The organism is Paenibacillus sp. Paensp111 (assembly GCF_059492195.1).
Genome location: NZ_CP168527.1, coordinates 3600179 through 3617004 on the forward strand (window position 1 = coordinate 3600179; position 16826 = coordinate 3617004).

The following is a 16826-nucleotide window of genomic DNA, read 5'->3' on the forward strand; positions in this document are numbered from 1 at the left end:
CAGCGGTACATGCTTGATTAGAATAGCTTCTCTGTGCCTTGCAAAATTCCCGGCAGGTTAATCTTCACGTGAGTCTCCCCTTCGAGCGGGTTCTCCGGCAGCCGGGAGGACATCCATTTACCCAGCCGGTGCTTCTCCTGCTTGGCTGCGAACTCTTCCTCCGTAATCCACTGGAGCGTATTGGTCGGGCAGACCGAAGCACACATTGGAGGAATCCCCTCTTTGGTACGGTCATAGCACAGATCGCATTTGTACATCAGGTTCTGTTCCTCGTCGAATTTAGGAATTCCGTAAGGACAAGCAATCGTACAGTTCTGGCACCCGATACATTTCTCTACGAGCGCTGAGAGAACAGCACCCTCTTCAGTCACTTGAATCGCCTGTGCCGGACAACTCCGGGCACAAGCCGGATTAACACAGTGCAGGCACATCAGCGGGATGGTCTGACGGTTCACAAGCGGATTGACATCATATACATAGTTACGATTGCGTTCATCGTGTCCGCCGCACTGCGTGCAGGCAGCAAGGCAGCTTCGGCAGCCGATACAATTGTCCATTTCAATATAGAGCAGCTGTTTCATCATTGGTGAACGGCCTCCTTCTCTGCCTTCTTACTGCCTGTTGTCCCCGCCGCCTGTGGATTCGTGCGTTCAGCTCCGAGCTTATCAATCTCAGCCGCACATACTTTAAATTCCGGCATCCGCGACATCGGATCAAGCGCAGGAATCGTAAGCAGGTTCACGGAATCATCATGACCGAAATGGTACGGTACGAATACGGTATCCTTACGAATGGCTTCTGTAATCTTTACTTTATATATACACTCACCGCGGCGGGTTCTAAGCCGAACTCTTTCTTCATGCTCAATTCCGTAATGTGCAGCCGTCTCAGGATGAACTTCGACATAAGGCTCTGGACACATATCCAAGAGGAATGGAATTCGCCGGGTCTGGTTACCGGATAAATAGTGATAGACAACACGGCCTGTAGTCAAGCGAAGCGGATAGGTCTCATCCGGCTCTTCCGCAGGCGGGCGGTATGGCAGCGCACACAGCTTCGCTTTGCCATCCGGGTGATAGAACTTCTTATCCAGGAACATATGTGGTGTTCCCGGATCCTCTTCATCCTTACACGGCCAGAAGACACCGTTCTGCTTCTCGATTTTGTCCCAGGTTGCGCCGTAGTAATCGGCATACCCGCCCTTGGAAGCCAGCCGGAATTCATCAGCTACGTCTTTGGCTGTCTTCAGATGACTGAAGTATTTACCGCGGCCCAGCCGTTCAGCCAACTCCACGGCAATCTGCCAGTCCGGCTTGCTCTCACCCAGGGGCTCCTGGGCCTTATTGATCTTGATGATACGGCCTTCCAGGTTGGTTACCGTTCCCTCATCCTCAGACCAGGTCACGGACGGAAGAATCACATCTGCGAATTCAGCAGATTCGGATAAGTACATATCCGAGCAGACCATGAAGTCAAGGTCTTTCAGCACTTTGCGAACGTAATTCAGGTTCGGTGCCGATACAGCCGGATTGGAGCAGAGCAGGTACAGTCCGCGAATCGTCTTCTGTTCCATTAACTCGAACATTTCGTAGGCAGATACGCCAGGCAGCGGCATTTCTTCCGGTGTGATCCCCCAAACCTTGCATACCTCTTCCACATGCTTGGGATTCGTAATCTTGCGGTAGCCTGGCAGCAGATCGGACTTCTGGCCGTGCTCCCGGCCGCCCTGTCCGTTGCCTTGACCCGTAAAGGTCGCTACTCCCGACTTCGGCCGGCCGATCTTGCCGGTCACGAGCGGCATATTCGTATAGCCGGATACGTTGTCGGCTCCCTTTTGCTGCTGCTCGATTCCCCGCGCGAACATCACAACGGCTTCCGGAGCTTTACCATAGATCTCTGCTGCGCGAATCAGCTTCTCGGGTGCAATCCCCGTAATTTCGCTTGTATATTCAGGCGTGAACTCCTTCACGACCTCTACCATTTCTTCAAATCCGCCTGTATGCTCTCTGATGAAATCCTCATCGGCATATCCGCCTTGAATCAGCAGATTCACCATACAGTTAGCCAGCGCCAAGTCCGTTCCGGGGCGCAGATCCAGATGAATGTCGGCTCTTCTTGCAATCGGAGTCTCCCGCGGATCAGCGACAATGAGGTAACCGCCGCGGCTTTGAACTTCCCATACTCTGAACATGGACGTAGGGTGACACTCAGCCGTGTTGCTTCCTGCAATGAAGAGGCAGTCTGTCTCGTGCAGATCTGTCCAAGGCAGGGTTGATCCCCGGTCAACTCCGAAGGTCCGCAGGAATCCTGCCGCAGCGCTTGACATACAGAAGCGGCCGTTATAATCAATGTACCGGGTCTGCAGGGCCACACGGGCGAACTTTCCGGTAAGATAACATTTCTCATTCGTCATGGACACTCCACTGAAGACGGACAAGCTGTCTTTGCCATACTGTGCCTGCATTTCCTTGAACCGGCGGGCAATCAGATCGTACGCTTCATCCCAGCTGGCTTCCCGGAAGCCTTCCTTGGTTCCCTTCAGAGCCGGATTATCACGGATTAGAGGCTTCAGGATACGATCTGGGTGATTCGTCTGCTGATAGGCGGTTACGCCTTTCGGACACATTTTCCCCAGTGTTACCGGCCAGTCATAACGCGGTTCAACCCCGATAATCGTGTTCGATTTGGTATCGACGCGCAGATTCATCCCGCACTGCATACCACAGTAAGAACAGTGTGTTGGAACCAGCTTCTCACCCGGGTGAACCTTGTTCTCTATAACCTTAAAGAATTTATCCTTTGGCATTCTGGTTGGCCTCCTTTACAGGGATCTTGTGTGTCTGAATACCCGTGAACCGGGACATCCGGTATTTACGGCGGCAGGGCAGGCACAGTTCAGCAAGATGGTATCCCTCTTCTGTCTGGAATTTGATGTCGTTCTGTCCAAGCACATTAATTACATCGTTCGACTGTTCGGCAGAGACAAATCCGTTACCGCATACAGCACATTTCTTCGTCTCCTGCTCTGCATAATGCTCACGGTAATTTCTCGCAAATACACTGAGCGGCCGGAATGGAATATGAGCGAGCTTGCCGAACGGGATATAGATCATGGTCAATATTACGGACCACTGATGAATCATGGTGATAACCGGGTGCCCTTTACCATGAAGGAACATATTGGAGAAGGTCAATGCAAGGCCGGTAACACATACGAACAGCAGCAGGTAAAGCGGCAGGAAGTCATAGGCAAATGACTGCTCAGCTCTGGCCTGCATGTTCTTGACTCTGCGGTACAAGGCCATGCATACCCCGCCGATGACCATGAAGGCCGAGATATTCAAAGCGTTATAGAACAGGTAACCCAGCAGCCCATCCGCCTGAATGTGCAGCACATCAATACCGAAGAACACAACCCAGTAGTAGCCGTTCTCCGCCATGGTGAAGTACATCCAGCCGAATACCAGCGGGAATGTAACCAGACAAGAGATGATGCAGCCCCAGCCAAGCAGGACGTGCTGAGTCCAGCGGTACCAGCCCCGGTTCCAGATGAATTTGTAAGTCACCAGATGGTTGGCTGTTGTCTTAGGCGTGCTCTTACGAAAGAGCAGCTTGATTCCTTTTTTGATGATAATCTTGGTCGGAGGTCTCTCCCCCCAGGCAATGAACCGATAGAAAAATCCACATATAAATACCAGCGTCCCTACCATGTAGCCGTATAAGGCCAAATCCAGATGTGTGAAGAACCGCGAGCCGATATAGATCAGCACCAATAGACCTAACACAGTCAGAAATACCGATTTTGCAAATTTGGAAGCGAATGCCCGATCCATTCTGTTCATATCCCCTTTCGCGCCTGTTCGTCTGAACCTTAAGTTCTTTCTCTTCAGCCGCTCGTTCACGTTCTATACTTTTTTCTTATTCATCATAGCTTGGATAACGAGAACACGTTATCGGGGGAATACCTGATATTTAGGGGGGCAATTCCCTTATTCGACGTAAGAACAAAGCCCCCATACATTAGCCAGTCAAGCTCATCTGCTGACGAACTTCCTTTCAATCGGCAATGTAAGAGGGCATAATAATTAAGCTAATAATGACACACATCATATTTTGTACTCAGCAACTGCTATACTCTTTAAAGGTACCCACCAAGGAGATTCAGTGTCAGCTTCGAAATAAATAGGGGGATTCCCCGACTTACAGGGCGGGTATGGAGAGAGTACAATAATAGCAGACTTGATAACACAACTAGAACGGGGAGCTTTATCCCCCCATGTTTGGTTTGTATTGGTGTATCGAAGTGTTCCTATATATTCCCAAGGAGGCGCAAGCCGATGATCACAATAAAAGATCATATCGAGCAGGAACTGGACTCCCTGCGCGCACGAACAGGCAGCGATTTCTCCGGCCTGCTCCTCATGGACAACCCGGATGCAGGGCTTCGCTGGAACTTTGTCTCCGGGAACCGGAGCAATCGCAGCAAGCAGATCATTCTCCGGCCGGGACAAGGGCTGCCGGGATTAGTTATGAGGCTCGGCCGGCGGGTAGTCCTGGACAACTCAATCCCGGATATTCGTAATTTACGCTTTGACAACCCGATTATGCTGGCTGAGAATCTACACGCCGTTGCTGTTATACCGATTCTGAAGGAACGGGATATCCTCGGTCTGCTGATGATCGGCAGTCGCAAGCCCACGCTCTACACATCTCCACTAATAGAGATGATTGAACGTGAAGCTGAAATCTTAAGTCCCGTTATCGATGGACTGAAATCAGATACAATCTCTTCGCGGTGAACCCTTTGCTTGTTGCTGGGGTTCATTTTTTTTTATATGATACAAAGTAACGAGGGGGTAAGCTCATTAAATGATTAGAATTCTGGTAGTTGACGATCATATTGTAGTCCGTTCCGGGCTTATGGCACTCCTGAACGGGAAGAACGGGATGGAAGTCATCGGAGATGCAGCTGATGGGCAGGAAGCCATCCAGAAAGCGCAGGAGCTGAAGCCGGATGTAGTTCTGATGGACTTTAGCATGCCTCAGGGTATGGACGGGCTGACCGCCACCCAGGAGCTGAAGAAGCTCCTTCCTGATATATCGGTGCTGATATTGACTATGCATGATGATGAAGAATACTTGTTCCGCGCAATTCAATCCGGAGCATCGGGCTATATTCTAAAAAGCGCGCCTCATGATGAGCTCGTAAGTGCCATCATGTCCGTGGCCACCGGAAGCGCTTATCTCTATCCTTCTGCAACCAAACGTCTGATGAATGAATACCTGGATGCGATGAAGAATGGTGAATCCCAAGGCGCTTTCGATACACTTTCCGAACGGGAACGCGAGATTCTATCCTGGGTTGCCAAAGGTTATTCCAACAAAGAGATTGCCGAGCACCTTATTATTAGTGTGAAGACGGTAGAAACTCATAAAAGTAATCTGATGGAGAAGCTCGGTCTCAAAACAAGGCCTGATCTGGTGAAATACGCCATGAAGAAGGGGATGCTGAATTTTGAATAAAGATCGCTCGTATCGTGACAGTGGAGATATTTTGGGCAAGAGCGTGAATAGTCTGCTGGACCAGATTGGTGAGCATCTGCAGGACTCCGCTTTTGCTGCAGAGCTTAAGGACTCTCTTCAGATGCTCTCGGATCTCAAATTCGCTCTGGATGAGTCCTCCATTGTAGCCATGACGGACAATCAGGGAACCATTATCTATGTAAATGATAAATTCTGCGATATATCACAGTATTCTCGCAGTGAACTTCTTGGGCAGGATCACCGAATTATTAACAGCGGTTATCATGACAAAACCTTCATTCGTGATCTCTGGCGGACCATTAACCGGGGCCAGGTATGGCGCGGAGATATTAAGAACCGGGCCAAGGACGGCTCCTACTACTGGGTCGATACCACGATTGTTCCTTTCCTCGGCGATGATGGACGGCCTTATCAGTTCCTTGCGATTCGTAACGAAATTACGAAACAGAAGGATTCCGAAGAAGCTCTTCAGTTCATGGTCACTCAAGTGATGAATATTCAGGAGAATGAGAGAAAACGGTTCTCCCGCGAGCTTCACGACGGGATAGGGCAAAGCCTCTTCTCTCTGGTCATCCAGCTTGACCAGCTTATTGCAGCCGGACACTCTCCGGACGAGCTGGAGTCGCTGCGCAAATATGTAACGGGAATTATGGAGGATGTACGCGGCATGGCTTGGGAAATGCGCCCCTCCGTGCTCGACGACCTCGGGGTTGTACCCGCACTTCGAACCTATATCGATAATTATTCCAGACATTATGGCATGTCTGTTACCTTTAATTGCACGCTCAAAAGACGGCTGGGCGTGAACGTAGAGACGACCATTTACCGCGTTATTCAGGAGGCACTCACCAATATTGCCAAATACGCGGACGTATCCGAAGCGGCCGTATCCCTGCTTGATGAAGAGCATGAAGTGCTTGTGCTTATTCGCGATGAAGGAATGGGCTTTGCGAACCGCCATGAAGGTGGCGGTGTCGGCCTGCTGAGTATGGAGGAACGGGCACGCAGTGTGGGCGGAACTCTGACCATCCAGTCTGAACCTGACAAAGGGACTACAATTGACCTGCGTATTCCGAAGAATACACCAGATTCTACTGATTAACCTCCCCTATCCTTTGGACGAACCAACCGGAAGCTGCCAGCTTCCGGTTTTTTTTGGCGCTCATCTCCGCTCCCTTCTCCAGCGACCGAAAGTCCAAGCCTTCTGGCACCTGACAATTGTCATATCCATATTGTGACATTCATGAATGTTGTCCAGTGGGAAATCCCGGTAACATAAAAGCATGAAATCAAACACGGGAGGAAACAAAAATGCCATCTGTAATCACTATGGAACATGTAGATAAGGAATACAAAGGAACACACGCTGTAAAGGATTTGTCACTACATATTGAAGAAGGCACCGTCACCGCCCTGCTCGGTCCCAACGGGGCAGGCAAGACAACCACCGTCTCTATGCTGCTGGGGCTGCAAAAGCCAACCCGCGGACAAATCCGTATCCTCGGGGGCTCACCGGATCAGCCCGAGGCACGACAGTCGGTCGGCGCCATGCTGCAGGATATCAGCGTGATCGACCGCCTTACCGTCCGCGAGACTATGGATCTGTTCCGCAGCTACTATGCGAACCCGCTTCCGCTGGCCCATTTGCTCGAGATATCAGGACTTGAGAAAGAGCAGAACAAATTCGCAACCTCCCTGTCCGGCGGGCAGAAGCGCCGCCTCGACTTCGCCTTGGCGATGGCGGGTGATCCCAAAATTCTGTATCTGGATGAACCTACTGTAGGGATGGATGTCGGCTCCAGACAGCTGTTCTGGGAAAGTGTCCGGGCCATGGCCGGCAAAGGCCGCACCATTATCCTGACTACCCACTATCTGGATGAAGCGGACAGCATAGCAGACCGCATCGTGGTGATTAACCAGGGGAAATTGATCGCTGACGGTACTCCAGCCGAGATTAAAGCCGCACAAGGACACAAAATGATTACTTTTACCGCTGGAGAACAGCTTCACCCGGATACCTTGGAGGGTCTGCCCGGAATTGTAGATACCGTATGGAGCGGCCGCAAAGTGAAATTAACCAGCACGGACACCGACCAGCTTATCCGCACACTTATCCAGCACAATTTGGATATTCATGATATTGAGATTTCAGCAGGTGGGCTTGAAGATGCCTTCCAAACTTTAATTCAAGGAGATGCTAAATAATGATGAAATCCATGATTGCCCAGTGTAAAGCCGAAATTCTTCGTACGGTCCGTAACCGCAGGTTCATTATCTTCTCCATCGTCATGCCGGTCATGTTCTACTTCATCTTCACCAGCACCCTCGGGAATATAAAGGTTAACGGAGTTGACTGGAAAGCCTATTACCTGATGTCCATGACCGTGTTCGGCGTCATCGGCGCCAGTATCAACACGCTCAGTGTAAGATTCGCCCAGGAAAGAACACAGGGCTGGGTGAGATTGATCCGAATCACTCCTTTGCCAAATGGTTCGTATGTGCTGTCCAAAATTTTGTCCCAATCCGTGATTAACCTGGGAACGATAGTCTTTATGTTTTTGATCGGTCATTTTGCCAAAGGGATTGACCTTAGCCTCGGAGAATGGATCACCTGCGGCCTGTGGATTTGGATCGGTGTACTGCCTTTCATGGCTCTCGGCACGCTCCTCGGCACTTTCAAAAGCGTTGAAGTCGTTCAGGTTGCCGCCAATATCATCTACATGTCTCTATCCGTCCTCGGAGGACTGTGGATGCCGCTGACTACGATGCCAAAAATTATGCAGGATATTGCCCAGTACCTCCCCTCCTACCGATTCGGTCAAGGAGCATGGAACGTGCTTGGCGGAAGCGGACCTGACTGGACCGGAATTGCCATCCTGGCTGCTTATGCCCTGATCTTTATGATATTATCAACCTATATCCTAAAGAGACAGGAAGCGGTGTAAATGCCCAAATCGCGGGGAGCAGTGCTGCCCTCAAGAATTAACAGTTATTTCCCTCTGATGTGGCTGGTCTATCTGATCTATCCGGCCGTGAGCCTGGCCGATGAGCCATTAAGGGATATGCTCATCGGCTACGCCGTGCTAGCCCTGTTCATCGCCAGCTATCTCAGAAGCTTCTGGTATGAACGCGGCAGACTGGTCTTCGCCACCGTGAACATGATCCTGACAGGCTACTTCTGTATCCTGTTCAATGATCCGGGGTTCGTGACTATGAACTTCTTCGCGACCGCCATGCTCAGCATGCTTGCATCCTCCAGGCAGTTCTGGACCGGTATGGGAATCCTGATTGGCACCTCGGCCATCGCACTCTGGATCAGCGGCAGCCATACCCGGGCCGCGGAATGGGTGAACATCCTGCCCCCATTAATTGTCCTGTTCGTCTTCCCTTTCTTTCTGCGGATGTTCCAGAACACAAGGAATCTCAAATCCGAGCTGAATATAGCCCAGGAAGAGATCGCCAGATTGAGCAAAAATGAAGAGCGCCAGCGGATCGCTAGAGATCTGCATGATACGCTGGGACATACACTCTCCCTTATTACGCTAAAGAGCGAGCTCGCCGAGAAGCTCGTCCTGAAGAAGCCTGAACAGGCGATTCAAGAGGTGAAGGACATCCAGGCCACCTCAAGGGCTGCCCTTAAGCAGGTCAGGGAGCTGGTATCCGGAATGAATGCCTTATCCATCCAGGAGGAGCTGAATAATACCAGAGCGATTCTTGAAGCTGCAGGGATCGGATTGTCCCTATCTGGCGAACCCCGGAAGTTAGGGGCTCCTCCGCTGGTTCAGAACATTCTGGGACTGTGTCTCCGGGAAGCCATCAACAATGTGGTCAAGCACAGCAGGGCGGACACCTGCTCCATCTTCCTGGGCGAGGATACCCATGAGCTAACGCTAACTGTGACGGATAACGGAGCTGGAGCAGAGCTGGACAGACCCGAAGGCGTATCCTCCGGACGCGGTCTTCTGGGCATGAAGGAAAGACTGGAGCTGATCCAGGGCACGTTAATCTACAGCTCCATACCAGGCAAAGGAACAACCCTGAGTGTGAAGGTGCCTAAAGTTGTGAAGAACCAACAGCTTGGAGGTGTATCATGAAAGTAATTATCGCGGAGGATCAGAGCATGCTGCGCGGAGCACTCAGCGCCCTGCTGGATCTTGAAGATGATATCGAGGTCATAGGACAGGCCGAGAACGGCTCGAAAGCGCTCGATTTAATTCTGCAGCTGTCTCCCGACTTGTGTCTGCTAGATATAGAGATGCCGGAGATGACAGGGCTGGATGTGGCTGAGAAGCTTCAGGAACTGAAGCATCCCTGCCGGGTAATCATCCTGACCACCTTCTCCAGATCCGGTTATTTCCAGAGAGCCATTCGGGCCGGAGCGTATGGTTACTTGCTCAAGGATGCACCGGTCAGTGAGCTGGGCGAAGCTCTCCGCCGGGTCAATGCTGGCGGAAGAGCAATCAGTCCAGAGCTGTCCATGACCTTCTGGCAGACGACCAACCCGCTTACAGACCGTGAACAGGAGGTTCTAGGACGTCTGGCGACAGGTCTCTCTGTCAAAGAGATTGCTTCCGAGCTGTTCCTCTCTTATGGAACCGTGCGTAACTATGTATCTGAAATTATCCAAAAGCTCGAAGCCAAGAACCGGATCGATGCCATAAGTATTGCCGAGAAGATGGGCTGGCTGGGTTAATTCCTGCCGGCTCTTTCTCTTTGGCTGAGAAATTGACAATTCTGTACACGATAAGCTTAAGCTTCATCTAGCTGTCATCTTCTCCCCCGCAGGAACATAAGGAAGAAAAGAGCCTGCAGACGGAAAGGATGAAGCTGACGTGCTGGATTGTATTATTGTTGGCGGAGGGCCCGCAGGGCTGAGTGCCGCCCTTGTCCTGGGCAGAGCCAGAAGGAAGGTTATTCTCTTCGATGATAACCGCCCAAGGAATGCCGTTACTCGCGAATCGCACGGATTCATTACAAGAGATGGAACGACCCCCGCTGAATTCAGGCGTTTAGCCCATCAGGACATCCAAAAGTATTCCTCTGTTGAATTCCGTACCGAGCCGATCACCACGGCTGACAAACATCCAGAATTTCTGGAGGTTACTACTTCTTCAGGGGCCGTATACCACACCAAAAAGCTGCTTCTCGCCACAGGGCTTAAGGAAGTTCTGCCGGGTATTCCCGGAATACAGGAGTACTACGGCAGAAGTATATTCAGCTGCCCTTACTGTGATGGCTGGGAACTGCGCGATCAGCCGCTCGCCATCATCTCGGAGGATGAGGAGCATGCCCGGCATCTGACCCGAGTCCTGTGGAATTGGAGCCGGAAGCTCCTGGTATGTACGAATGGCAGAGCCACTCTGTCACCTGAATTCAAGCAAGCTCTGCGCAGCAGAAATATCGCCTACAGCGAGCATCCGATCACCCATTTGATAGGCCCAAGCGGGCAGCTGGAGCGGATTATCTTCAGTAATCAGGAGGAGGCTGCCCTTACTGGCGGCTTCATCAAGCCGGACTGGTTCCAATCTTCCGAGCTTGGGCGCTCGCTAGGCTGTGTTATCGATCCTACTGGCGGTATTCATACCGATGAATTCGGCAGAACGAGCATCCTTCACGTCTACGCGGCTGGCGATACCTCGATCATCGCCCCCTCTCAGGTCATCATTGCCGCTGGAGAAGGCAGCCGGGCTGCTATTGGAGTGAACACAGATCTAGCGCATGAGGAATTCTAATTTCACGCAGACGACAGGAATACCACAAAAGGGGCTATCCCAGCAGGTCTACATACCTGGCTGGGATAGCCCTTTTCTCAACAATCAGACGTATAGTTTAATAAAGGCTTGCGATCTGCACATTAGCCGGCAGCTTGAACGGATTGTCCGGGTTAATCCGGTCATAGAACATGATGCCATCGAGGTGATCAAGCTCATGCTGCATGACGATGGCGGGAAAGCCCTTGAAGCGGAGCTTCAGTTCATTGCCTTCTTCATCATAAGCCTTGATCAGAACCTTCTCATAGCGGGGAACGAATCCCTGTATGATACGGTCCACTGACAGACAGCCTTCGCTTTCAGGCAGATACGTCATGGCTGCAGAATGACTGATGACTTTAGGGTTGAACAAGGCATATTCCTTCGTCTGCCCCTTCTCATCCGTTAAATAAGCGGCGAACATGCGCTTGTTCAGGCCAATCTGATTGGCTGACAAGCCCACTCCGGCCCGAAGCTTATATTTCTTCGCAATGTCCTCATCCTGGCTGTTCTTCAGGAACTGCATCATCGCCGCCATCTCAGCGCGGTCCTCTTCACTTGGAGGTATGCTGACCGGCTCTGTCTTCACGCGGAGAATCGGATCCCCTTCACGTACAATATCATCCATCAATATGAAATAATCGCGGGTAAATTTACTCATAGAGACGACCTTCATCCACCTTTTCCTACAGTATTTATGCGGCATCCGCATCATTTTGGAGGTACCGTTTTCGAACCTTAAGCATTTTAAACCTATCACTTCAAGCTTCTTCTGTCAAAATATGCGGATCTACGTCAACCATGCCAACTCTATAATATATTCCGCCCGCCCTTGTCCTATTTCCCTTGTGTCTTGAATAAGCTGTACAAGCACATTAAAGCGAATGCTCATGGCAGGAGGAATTGTAAGCATATGGATATTTTCAGCTGCTTGTTGCTCGGACTATCTTTGTCCGCACCCATCGGGCCCATTAATGCGGCCCAGCTTGACCGCGGGATTCGGGGCGGCTTCTGGCCTGCCTGGCTGCTCGGTCTGGGAGCAGTTATGGCAGACGTCGTCTACATTCTTCTGGTGTATTTCGGAGTCGTACATTTCGTGGATACCCCGTTCATGAAATCTTTTCTCTGGCTGTTCGGATTCTTCGTCCTTCTGTATATCGGAATCGAGAGTCTGCTCACCGCACAAAAAATAACGCTTCAGGAAACCCGAAGCGCCGAATCTTTATCCAAATCCTTTGTTGCCGGATTCTTCATGTCTCTCTCAAATCCGATCTCCATCCTGTTCTGGCTGGGCATTTATGGCTCTATCCTTGCGGAGACCGCTGCCACTTATGCGCCTAAAGAGCTCGTCATCTTTAGCGCTGCCGTCTTATCCGGAGTTCTCCTGTGGGATGTCACCATGGCATCGCTGGCCAGCGCATTCCGCAGATGGCTGACCGTTCCCCTACTGAAAGCCATCTCGATTATTTCCGGTCTATCTCTGATCGGATTTGGTCTTTACTTTGGGTTCGAAGCTGCCAAGGTGCTATTCTTCCGGTAAAATACGCAGTCAATGAGCCCCGCCGCGCTTTCTTCTCAGCATGACTCTGCGGGAGTACCGCTTCTGCTTCTTCCAGACAGCAGCCTGCATGATCAGCGTTACACCGCCGATCACCCCCACAAAGATCAGGCTGCCCCAGAAGCCGGGCCGGCTCGTCTCATGCAGCAGGGTTCCGCACACGGCTAGCCCGATCAGAGCCATGCCGAGGAATCGCTTAACCTGCCCGAATACGGATAACTCCAGCAGCTTGCCGGATGTAATGAGAATGAACAGCCAATTATACAGCAGCAGCAGCCCTGCTGCTGTTGTTACGTATTCATAGATTTTGCCCGGCATAACCAGAGCAAGTATAATTGAAGCAACCAAGCCTGCTGCTGTAAGCGAGATGGCGAACAGCGGCTGCTTTCCCTTTACTTTTTTGGCGAACAGGGGCGGTGCATCCTTGTCCTCCGCTAGAGTGACCAGCATGGTAGTTACCGCGAATAAAGACGCGACCATGGTGGAGAAGCCCGCAATAATCAGCACCGCATTGAACAGATGCGGAACGAACGGCAGCGGATAATTAGCCAGTGCCGTAATGAAAGGACTCTTCTTCGGAGTAAAGGCTTCCCAGGAGACGATCGTGACGGCCAGGCCAAGCGACAGAATATAGAGGGTAGTGAGCAGCAGCAGCATCACTCTACCGGCCTTGGGGGCATCCTCCAATTTCTTCAGCCGGATGGCCATTAAGCCAAGCACCTCAATACCGCCATAAGCATAGAACGCGAAGATGAAAGCAGACCAGAGACCCTTTATGCCGTGCGGTAAGAAGCTTTGCCGGGTGTGCGGGAAGACAGGAGCTCTGCCCGTTCCCTTGATCCAGCCCATTAAGACAATGACCGCAATCACGATGAACATGACAATGGCGGCGATCTTAATGATAGACAGAATATTTTCAAGAGAATCAAATCCTTTATTGCCGAGCATGATGACAATGAGTCCAAGAATTGCATAGCCGGACGCGAATACCCACATCGGTATGGCCGGGAACCAGAACCTTGTGAATATGGAGAGTGCCGTAAGCTGGCTGCCCATAATGAGCAGCTCCGAGCCCCAGTAGACCCAGCCGCTGCTGAAGCCGGCCCACCTGCCGAAAGCCTTTTTGGCATAGGAACGGAACGAGCCCTTCTCGGGATGTTCTGCAGTCATCTTGGCAAGCACATCATATACCGTATATGTGCCCACAGCGGCCAGGACAAATACAATCAGAACAGAGGGTCCTCCCATATGCAGGGCCAGACTGGATCCCAGGAAGTAACCGGTTCCGATCGTGCAGGCTACCCCGAGCAAAGAGAGCTGCCACCACTTCAGAGTTGCTTCTTCATTCTTGCTTTGTTTAGCCATAATTACCTCTCTGGACATGTATTTGACTTCTTGTGTGATCTATAGTGTTTCGGAACATGGGTAATTTTATGTACGGCACCGGGCCAAACACGGACAAGCCGTGGATACAAAGTGAGGCGAAAGCCCCCCATGGCGTATGTACTTTCCTCCTATTTTGTATGCATGATAACCGCTTTATGATAAGAAATGAAGGAATTTACAGATTTCTTGTTTAATAGCCCCACAAAGAAGTGTAAATCATATAGAAAAGCTAAATTTTCAGACACCTAACTAGATCGTACCAGGAGAGGATTAAATGAACACAGAACGGGAGAACCAAGCGACCCATGTCATATCTAAGTCTGCAGAGAAACGGATCCTGGCTGAGAAAGCGCTAAAAGAACAGCAAATCATGGCCTGGATGCCAATCAAAGTGAAGATGGCCCATCATTGGATAGAGAACGAGAAAAAACAGCTAAGCCGCAAAATGGTTCGGGGAGCCATTCATTTTTGTCATTTCGGGGAAAATGTAGGATGTGAGCAGAATGAGGAACGTCCTGTTGTGATCATTTCCAATAACACTGTTAATTCGACTTCCGGTAATGTAATTGTCGTACCGCTCACAAAGAACCTGAAAGCCAAAACCAACTTCAAAACCAAGCAGCCGGTCCTCACCCGCGACGGCAAACCAGTGCCCAGATTTCAAAGCCATTATTTCTTATTCACCAGTAAATATGACTTTCTTGCCTTTGATTCGGCCGCCAAGACGGAAGAGACAACTTCAGTAAGCAAGGTCAGACTTAAAGAACATCTTGGAAATTTGGACGAAGAAGACATCAATCGATTGGAGACTCGGATGAAATGGACGCTTGGTCTTTAAAAAAAAACGTGAAAATTGTATTGACAATAACTTACGAAATAGGTTACTATAAGTGCAGAGATTGAGTTGTGACCACAGTAAATTATGTCATCCACCTCGTCGTGGATAAATTCACACGTTTCACGTGTCTTGAGTCTGAAAGAGGAGCCTTACGTGCTCCTCTTTCCCTTTTGCATGATTAAATACTCCTACTTATAAGCCACCGATATTTCATATAACTGGCATAAATTTCGATACCACAGATAGGATAATAATATGTCGCTCACCACGTCGTGGGCAAATTCACCCCGTCCGGGCTCCGGCCGGGGGTTATTTTTGTTCACGTGCCCAAATCCTCTACCGTTAGATCGTTAGATGCTATTGCAATGTTTTTACCCGCTGGGCTGAGATTTAATCAGTTTTCGGCGGAAGTCCTTGCAAATAGGCCTGTAAAATAAACCGAAGGCTGTCCTCCAGCGATGTCGGCAGACCGAATCCTCCCTTCTGCTCCAGCGAGCAGAATCCATGGAGGATACTTCGCAGTCCCCTAACCGCATGAGTCTGTTCCTCCTCATTCAGTCCCCTTCCATTCAGCAGCCCCACGATGAGTTCCACCATCGCATGACCGGCCTTCTGCAGCTCTTGATCCTGCGGATCCGGCGCACGCAGGGTACTCTCATACAGACCGGGATGCTGGTGGGCAAAATCAACATAGGCCCGGCTGTAAGCCAGCAGCGCGTCGTCGCCGGTCAAGTCCGCGGCAGCGGCTTCCAGCTTGGACTGAAGCCGCTTTAAAGAGTGGACGGCCAGTCGGTTCCGGAGCCCCGGCAGGCCGTCAATGTGGTTGTACAGCGAGGGCGAACGAATGCCCAGCTTCTGAGCCACCGAAGCCAGCGTCACGGCCTCCAGCCCGTGACGATCGGCAATCTCCGCGGCCGCCTGGGTCACGGCCGCAGCATCCAGGCCGGCCCTAGGCATGAGGGCCGCCCCCTTTCTGGCCGCCGCCCGAAAGCTTACGGGCGGCGCTCAGGATGGCCCGGTCCATGGCTGGGACCGGGCTCTCGAGCATCTCGCCGTGGCCCACGGCGAGCAGCGACGGTGCCAGGTCCCGCAGCTTCTGCGCGGACCGTAGCGAGGTGCTGCTGCTCCAGGTGCCCCAGGCGGGGAACGGGAACAGCGGGCGAATCTGCCCCGCGACGGCGATGCCGCCGCGCACCTGGAGCGCATCGCCCGCGATGAGCGCCCCGCTGCGCGAATCCAGCAGCGCAATGGAGCCGGGCGTATGGCCCGGCGAAGCGATGACGCGCAGGGAGCCGACAAGGTCGCCTTCCTTCAGCAGCACGTCCGGACGGGTCTTCAGCTTGGAAGACACACCGCCGCTTATTGCTTCCGGGCTTTCCCCCGGATCAAGGCTGCGGTCCCCTTCGAGCAGCCGGGCATCCCGCATAGAGATGAAGACCTCGACCTCCGGCAGAGCCTCCTTCAGCTTATCCAGCGCTCCGACATGATCATCATGCGCATGGGTAATCACGATCCGGGTCAACGGCTTACCGATTTGCTTGGCGGCCTGCAGAATCCCCTTCGCGCTGTAAGAAAGCGCTGCATCAATCAGGGTAAGGCTCTCTTCTTCTTCGACCAGATAACAATTGACCGGGAATACCCGAGGCAGAAACGTTAATTGATATAAAAATTGATTACGCCGAATACGCATAATATCACTCCATTCATACGATTAACTAATGTTATTAGTTTTATTATAACTAATGTCGTT

The 16826-nt window shown here is 51.4% G+C and carries 17 protein-coding genes; 10 read left to right on the top strand and 7 right to left on the bottom strand.

Annotated features, from left to right (window positions below; translation table 11 throughout):
• Positions 1-17: 17 nt before the first annotated feature.
• The 3 genes from ACEN86_RS17000 to ACEN86_RS17010 are packed head-to-tail and all read right to left on the bottom strand — an operon-like array spanning position 18 to position 3833.
• Complete coding sequence (locus ACEN86_RS17000) at positions 18-581, bottom strand: 4Fe-4S dicluster domain-containing protein (RefSeq protein WP_251378754.1); 564 nt, start codon at positions 579-581, stop codon at positions 18-20.
• Positions 581-2806, bottom strand: coding sequence for a molybdopterin oxidoreductase family protein (locus tag ACEN86_RS17005; RefSeq protein ID WP_495631725.1), 2226 nt, complete (start codon positions 2804-2806; stop codon positions 581-583). The genes ACEN86_RS17000 and ACEN86_RS17005 overlap by 1 nt, the downstream gene beginning before the upstream one ends.
• Complete coding sequence (locus tag ACEN86_RS17010) at positions 2793-3833, bottom strand: hypothetical protein (RefSeq protein ID WP_495634337.1); 1041 nt, start codon at positions 3831-3833, stop codon at positions 2793-2795. The genes ACEN86_RS17005 and ACEN86_RS17010 overlap by 14 nt, the downstream gene beginning before the upstream one ends.
• 504 nt (positions 3834-4337) lie before the next feature.
• Between ACEN86_RS17010 and ACEN86_RS17015 the strand changes: the two genes are divergently transcribed.
• From ACEN86_RS17015 to ACEN86_RS17050, 8 genes are all read left to right on the top strand, one after another.
• Entirely contained in the window at positions 4338-4799 is a 462-nt protein-coding gene (locus ACEN86_RS17015) for a GAF domain-containing protein (RefSeq protein ID WP_495631726.1), read from the top strand.
• Between the two features lie 70 nt (positions 4800-4869).
• Positions 4870-5523 (top strand): response regulator transcription factor, encoded by a 654-nt coding sequence (locus tag ACEN86_RS17020; RefSeq protein ID WP_495631727.1) that lies wholly within the window; start codon positions 4870-4872, stop codon positions 5521-5523.
• Positions 5516-6646, top strand: coding sequence for a PAS domain-containing sensor histidine kinase (locus tag ACEN86_RS17025; protein WP_495631728.1), 1131 nt, complete (start codon positions 5516-5518; stop codon positions 6644-6646). Before ACEN86_RS17020 ends, ACEN86_RS17025 begins: the two co-directional genes overlap by 8 nt.
• A 209-nt stretch (positions 6647-6855) precedes the next feature.
• On the top strand, positions 6856-7749 hold the full coding sequence (locus tag ACEN86_RS17030) for an ABC transporter ATP-binding protein (protein WP_495631729.1): 894 nt from the start codon (positions 6856-6858) through the stop codon (positions 7747-7749).
• Entirely contained in the window at positions 7749-8489 is a 741-nt protein-coding gene (locus ACEN86_RS17035; RefSeq protein ID WP_495631730.1) for an ABC transporter permease, read from the top strand. The genes ACEN86_RS17030 and ACEN86_RS17035 overlap by 1 nt, the downstream gene beginning before the upstream one ends.
• Positions 8490-9638, top strand: coding sequence for a sensor histidine kinase (locus tag ACEN86_RS17040; protein WP_495631731.1), 1149 nt, complete (start codon positions 8490-8492; stop codon positions 9636-9638).
• Complete coding sequence (locus tag ACEN86_RS17045) at positions 9632-10237, top strand: response regulator transcription factor (protein WP_495634338.1); 606 nt, start codon at positions 9632-9634, stop codon at positions 10235-10237. The genes ACEN86_RS17040 and ACEN86_RS17045 overlap by 7 nt, the downstream gene beginning before the upstream one ends.
• A 139-nt stretch (positions 10238-10376) precedes the next feature.
• Positions 10377-11276: an NAD(P)/FAD-dependent oxidoreductase gene (locus ACEN86_RS17050; protein ID WP_495631732.1), complete on the top strand. Its 900-nt coding sequence runs from the start codon at positions 10377-10379 to the stop codon at positions 11274-11276.
• Positions 11277-11373: 97 nt separating this feature from the next.
• On the opposite strand, the gene def is transcribed toward ACEN86_RS17050, so the two are convergent.
• A complete protein-coding gene (def, locus tag ACEN86_RS17055; protein WP_495631733.1) occupies positions 11374-11955 on the bottom strand; it encodes a peptide deformylase in 582 nt (193 codons plus the stop codon).
• Between the two features lie 252 nt (positions 11956-12207).
• Between def and ACEN86_RS17060 the strand changes: the two genes are divergently transcribed.
• The gene (locus tag ACEN86_RS17060) at positions 12208-12834 is read left to right on the top strand and encodes a LysE family transporter (protein WP_495631734.1); all 627 of its coding nucleotides are present in this window, start codon (positions 12208-12210) and stop codon (positions 12832-12834) included.
• Positions 12835-12843: 9 nt separating this feature from the next.
• Here the strand turns inward: ACEN86_RS17060 and ACEN86_RS17065 are convergent, their stop codons facing one another.
• Positions 12844-14217 (bottom strand): amino acid permease, encoded by a 1374-nt coding sequence (locus tag ACEN86_RS17065; RefSeq protein WP_495631735.1) that lies wholly within the window; start codon positions 14215-14217, stop codon positions 12844-12846.
• Positions 14218-14512: 295 nt separating this feature from the next.
• Between ACEN86_RS17065 and ACEN86_RS17070 the strand changes: the two genes are divergently transcribed.
• Positions 14513-15076 (top strand): type II toxin-antitoxin system PemK/MazF family toxin, encoded by a 564-nt coding sequence (locus tag ACEN86_RS17070; protein ID WP_495631736.1) that lies wholly within the window; start codon positions 14513-14515, stop codon positions 15074-15076.
• A gap of 390 nt (positions 15077-15466) precedes the next feature.
• On the opposite strand, the gene ACEN86_RS17075 is transcribed toward ACEN86_RS17070, so the two are convergent.
• Complete coding sequence (locus ACEN86_RS17075; protein WP_495631737.1) at positions 15467-16033, bottom strand: TetR-like C-terminal domain-containing protein; 567 nt, start codon at positions 16031-16033, stop codon at positions 15467-15469.
• Positions 16026-16766: an MBL fold metallo-hydrolase gene (locus ACEN86_RS17080; RefSeq protein WP_495631738.1), complete on the bottom strand. Its 741-nt coding sequence runs from the start codon at positions 16764-16766 to the stop codon at positions 16026-16028. Before ACEN86_RS17080 ends, ACEN86_RS17075 begins: the two co-directional genes overlap by 8 nt.
• Between the last annotated feature and the right edge of the window lie 60 nt (positions 16767-16826).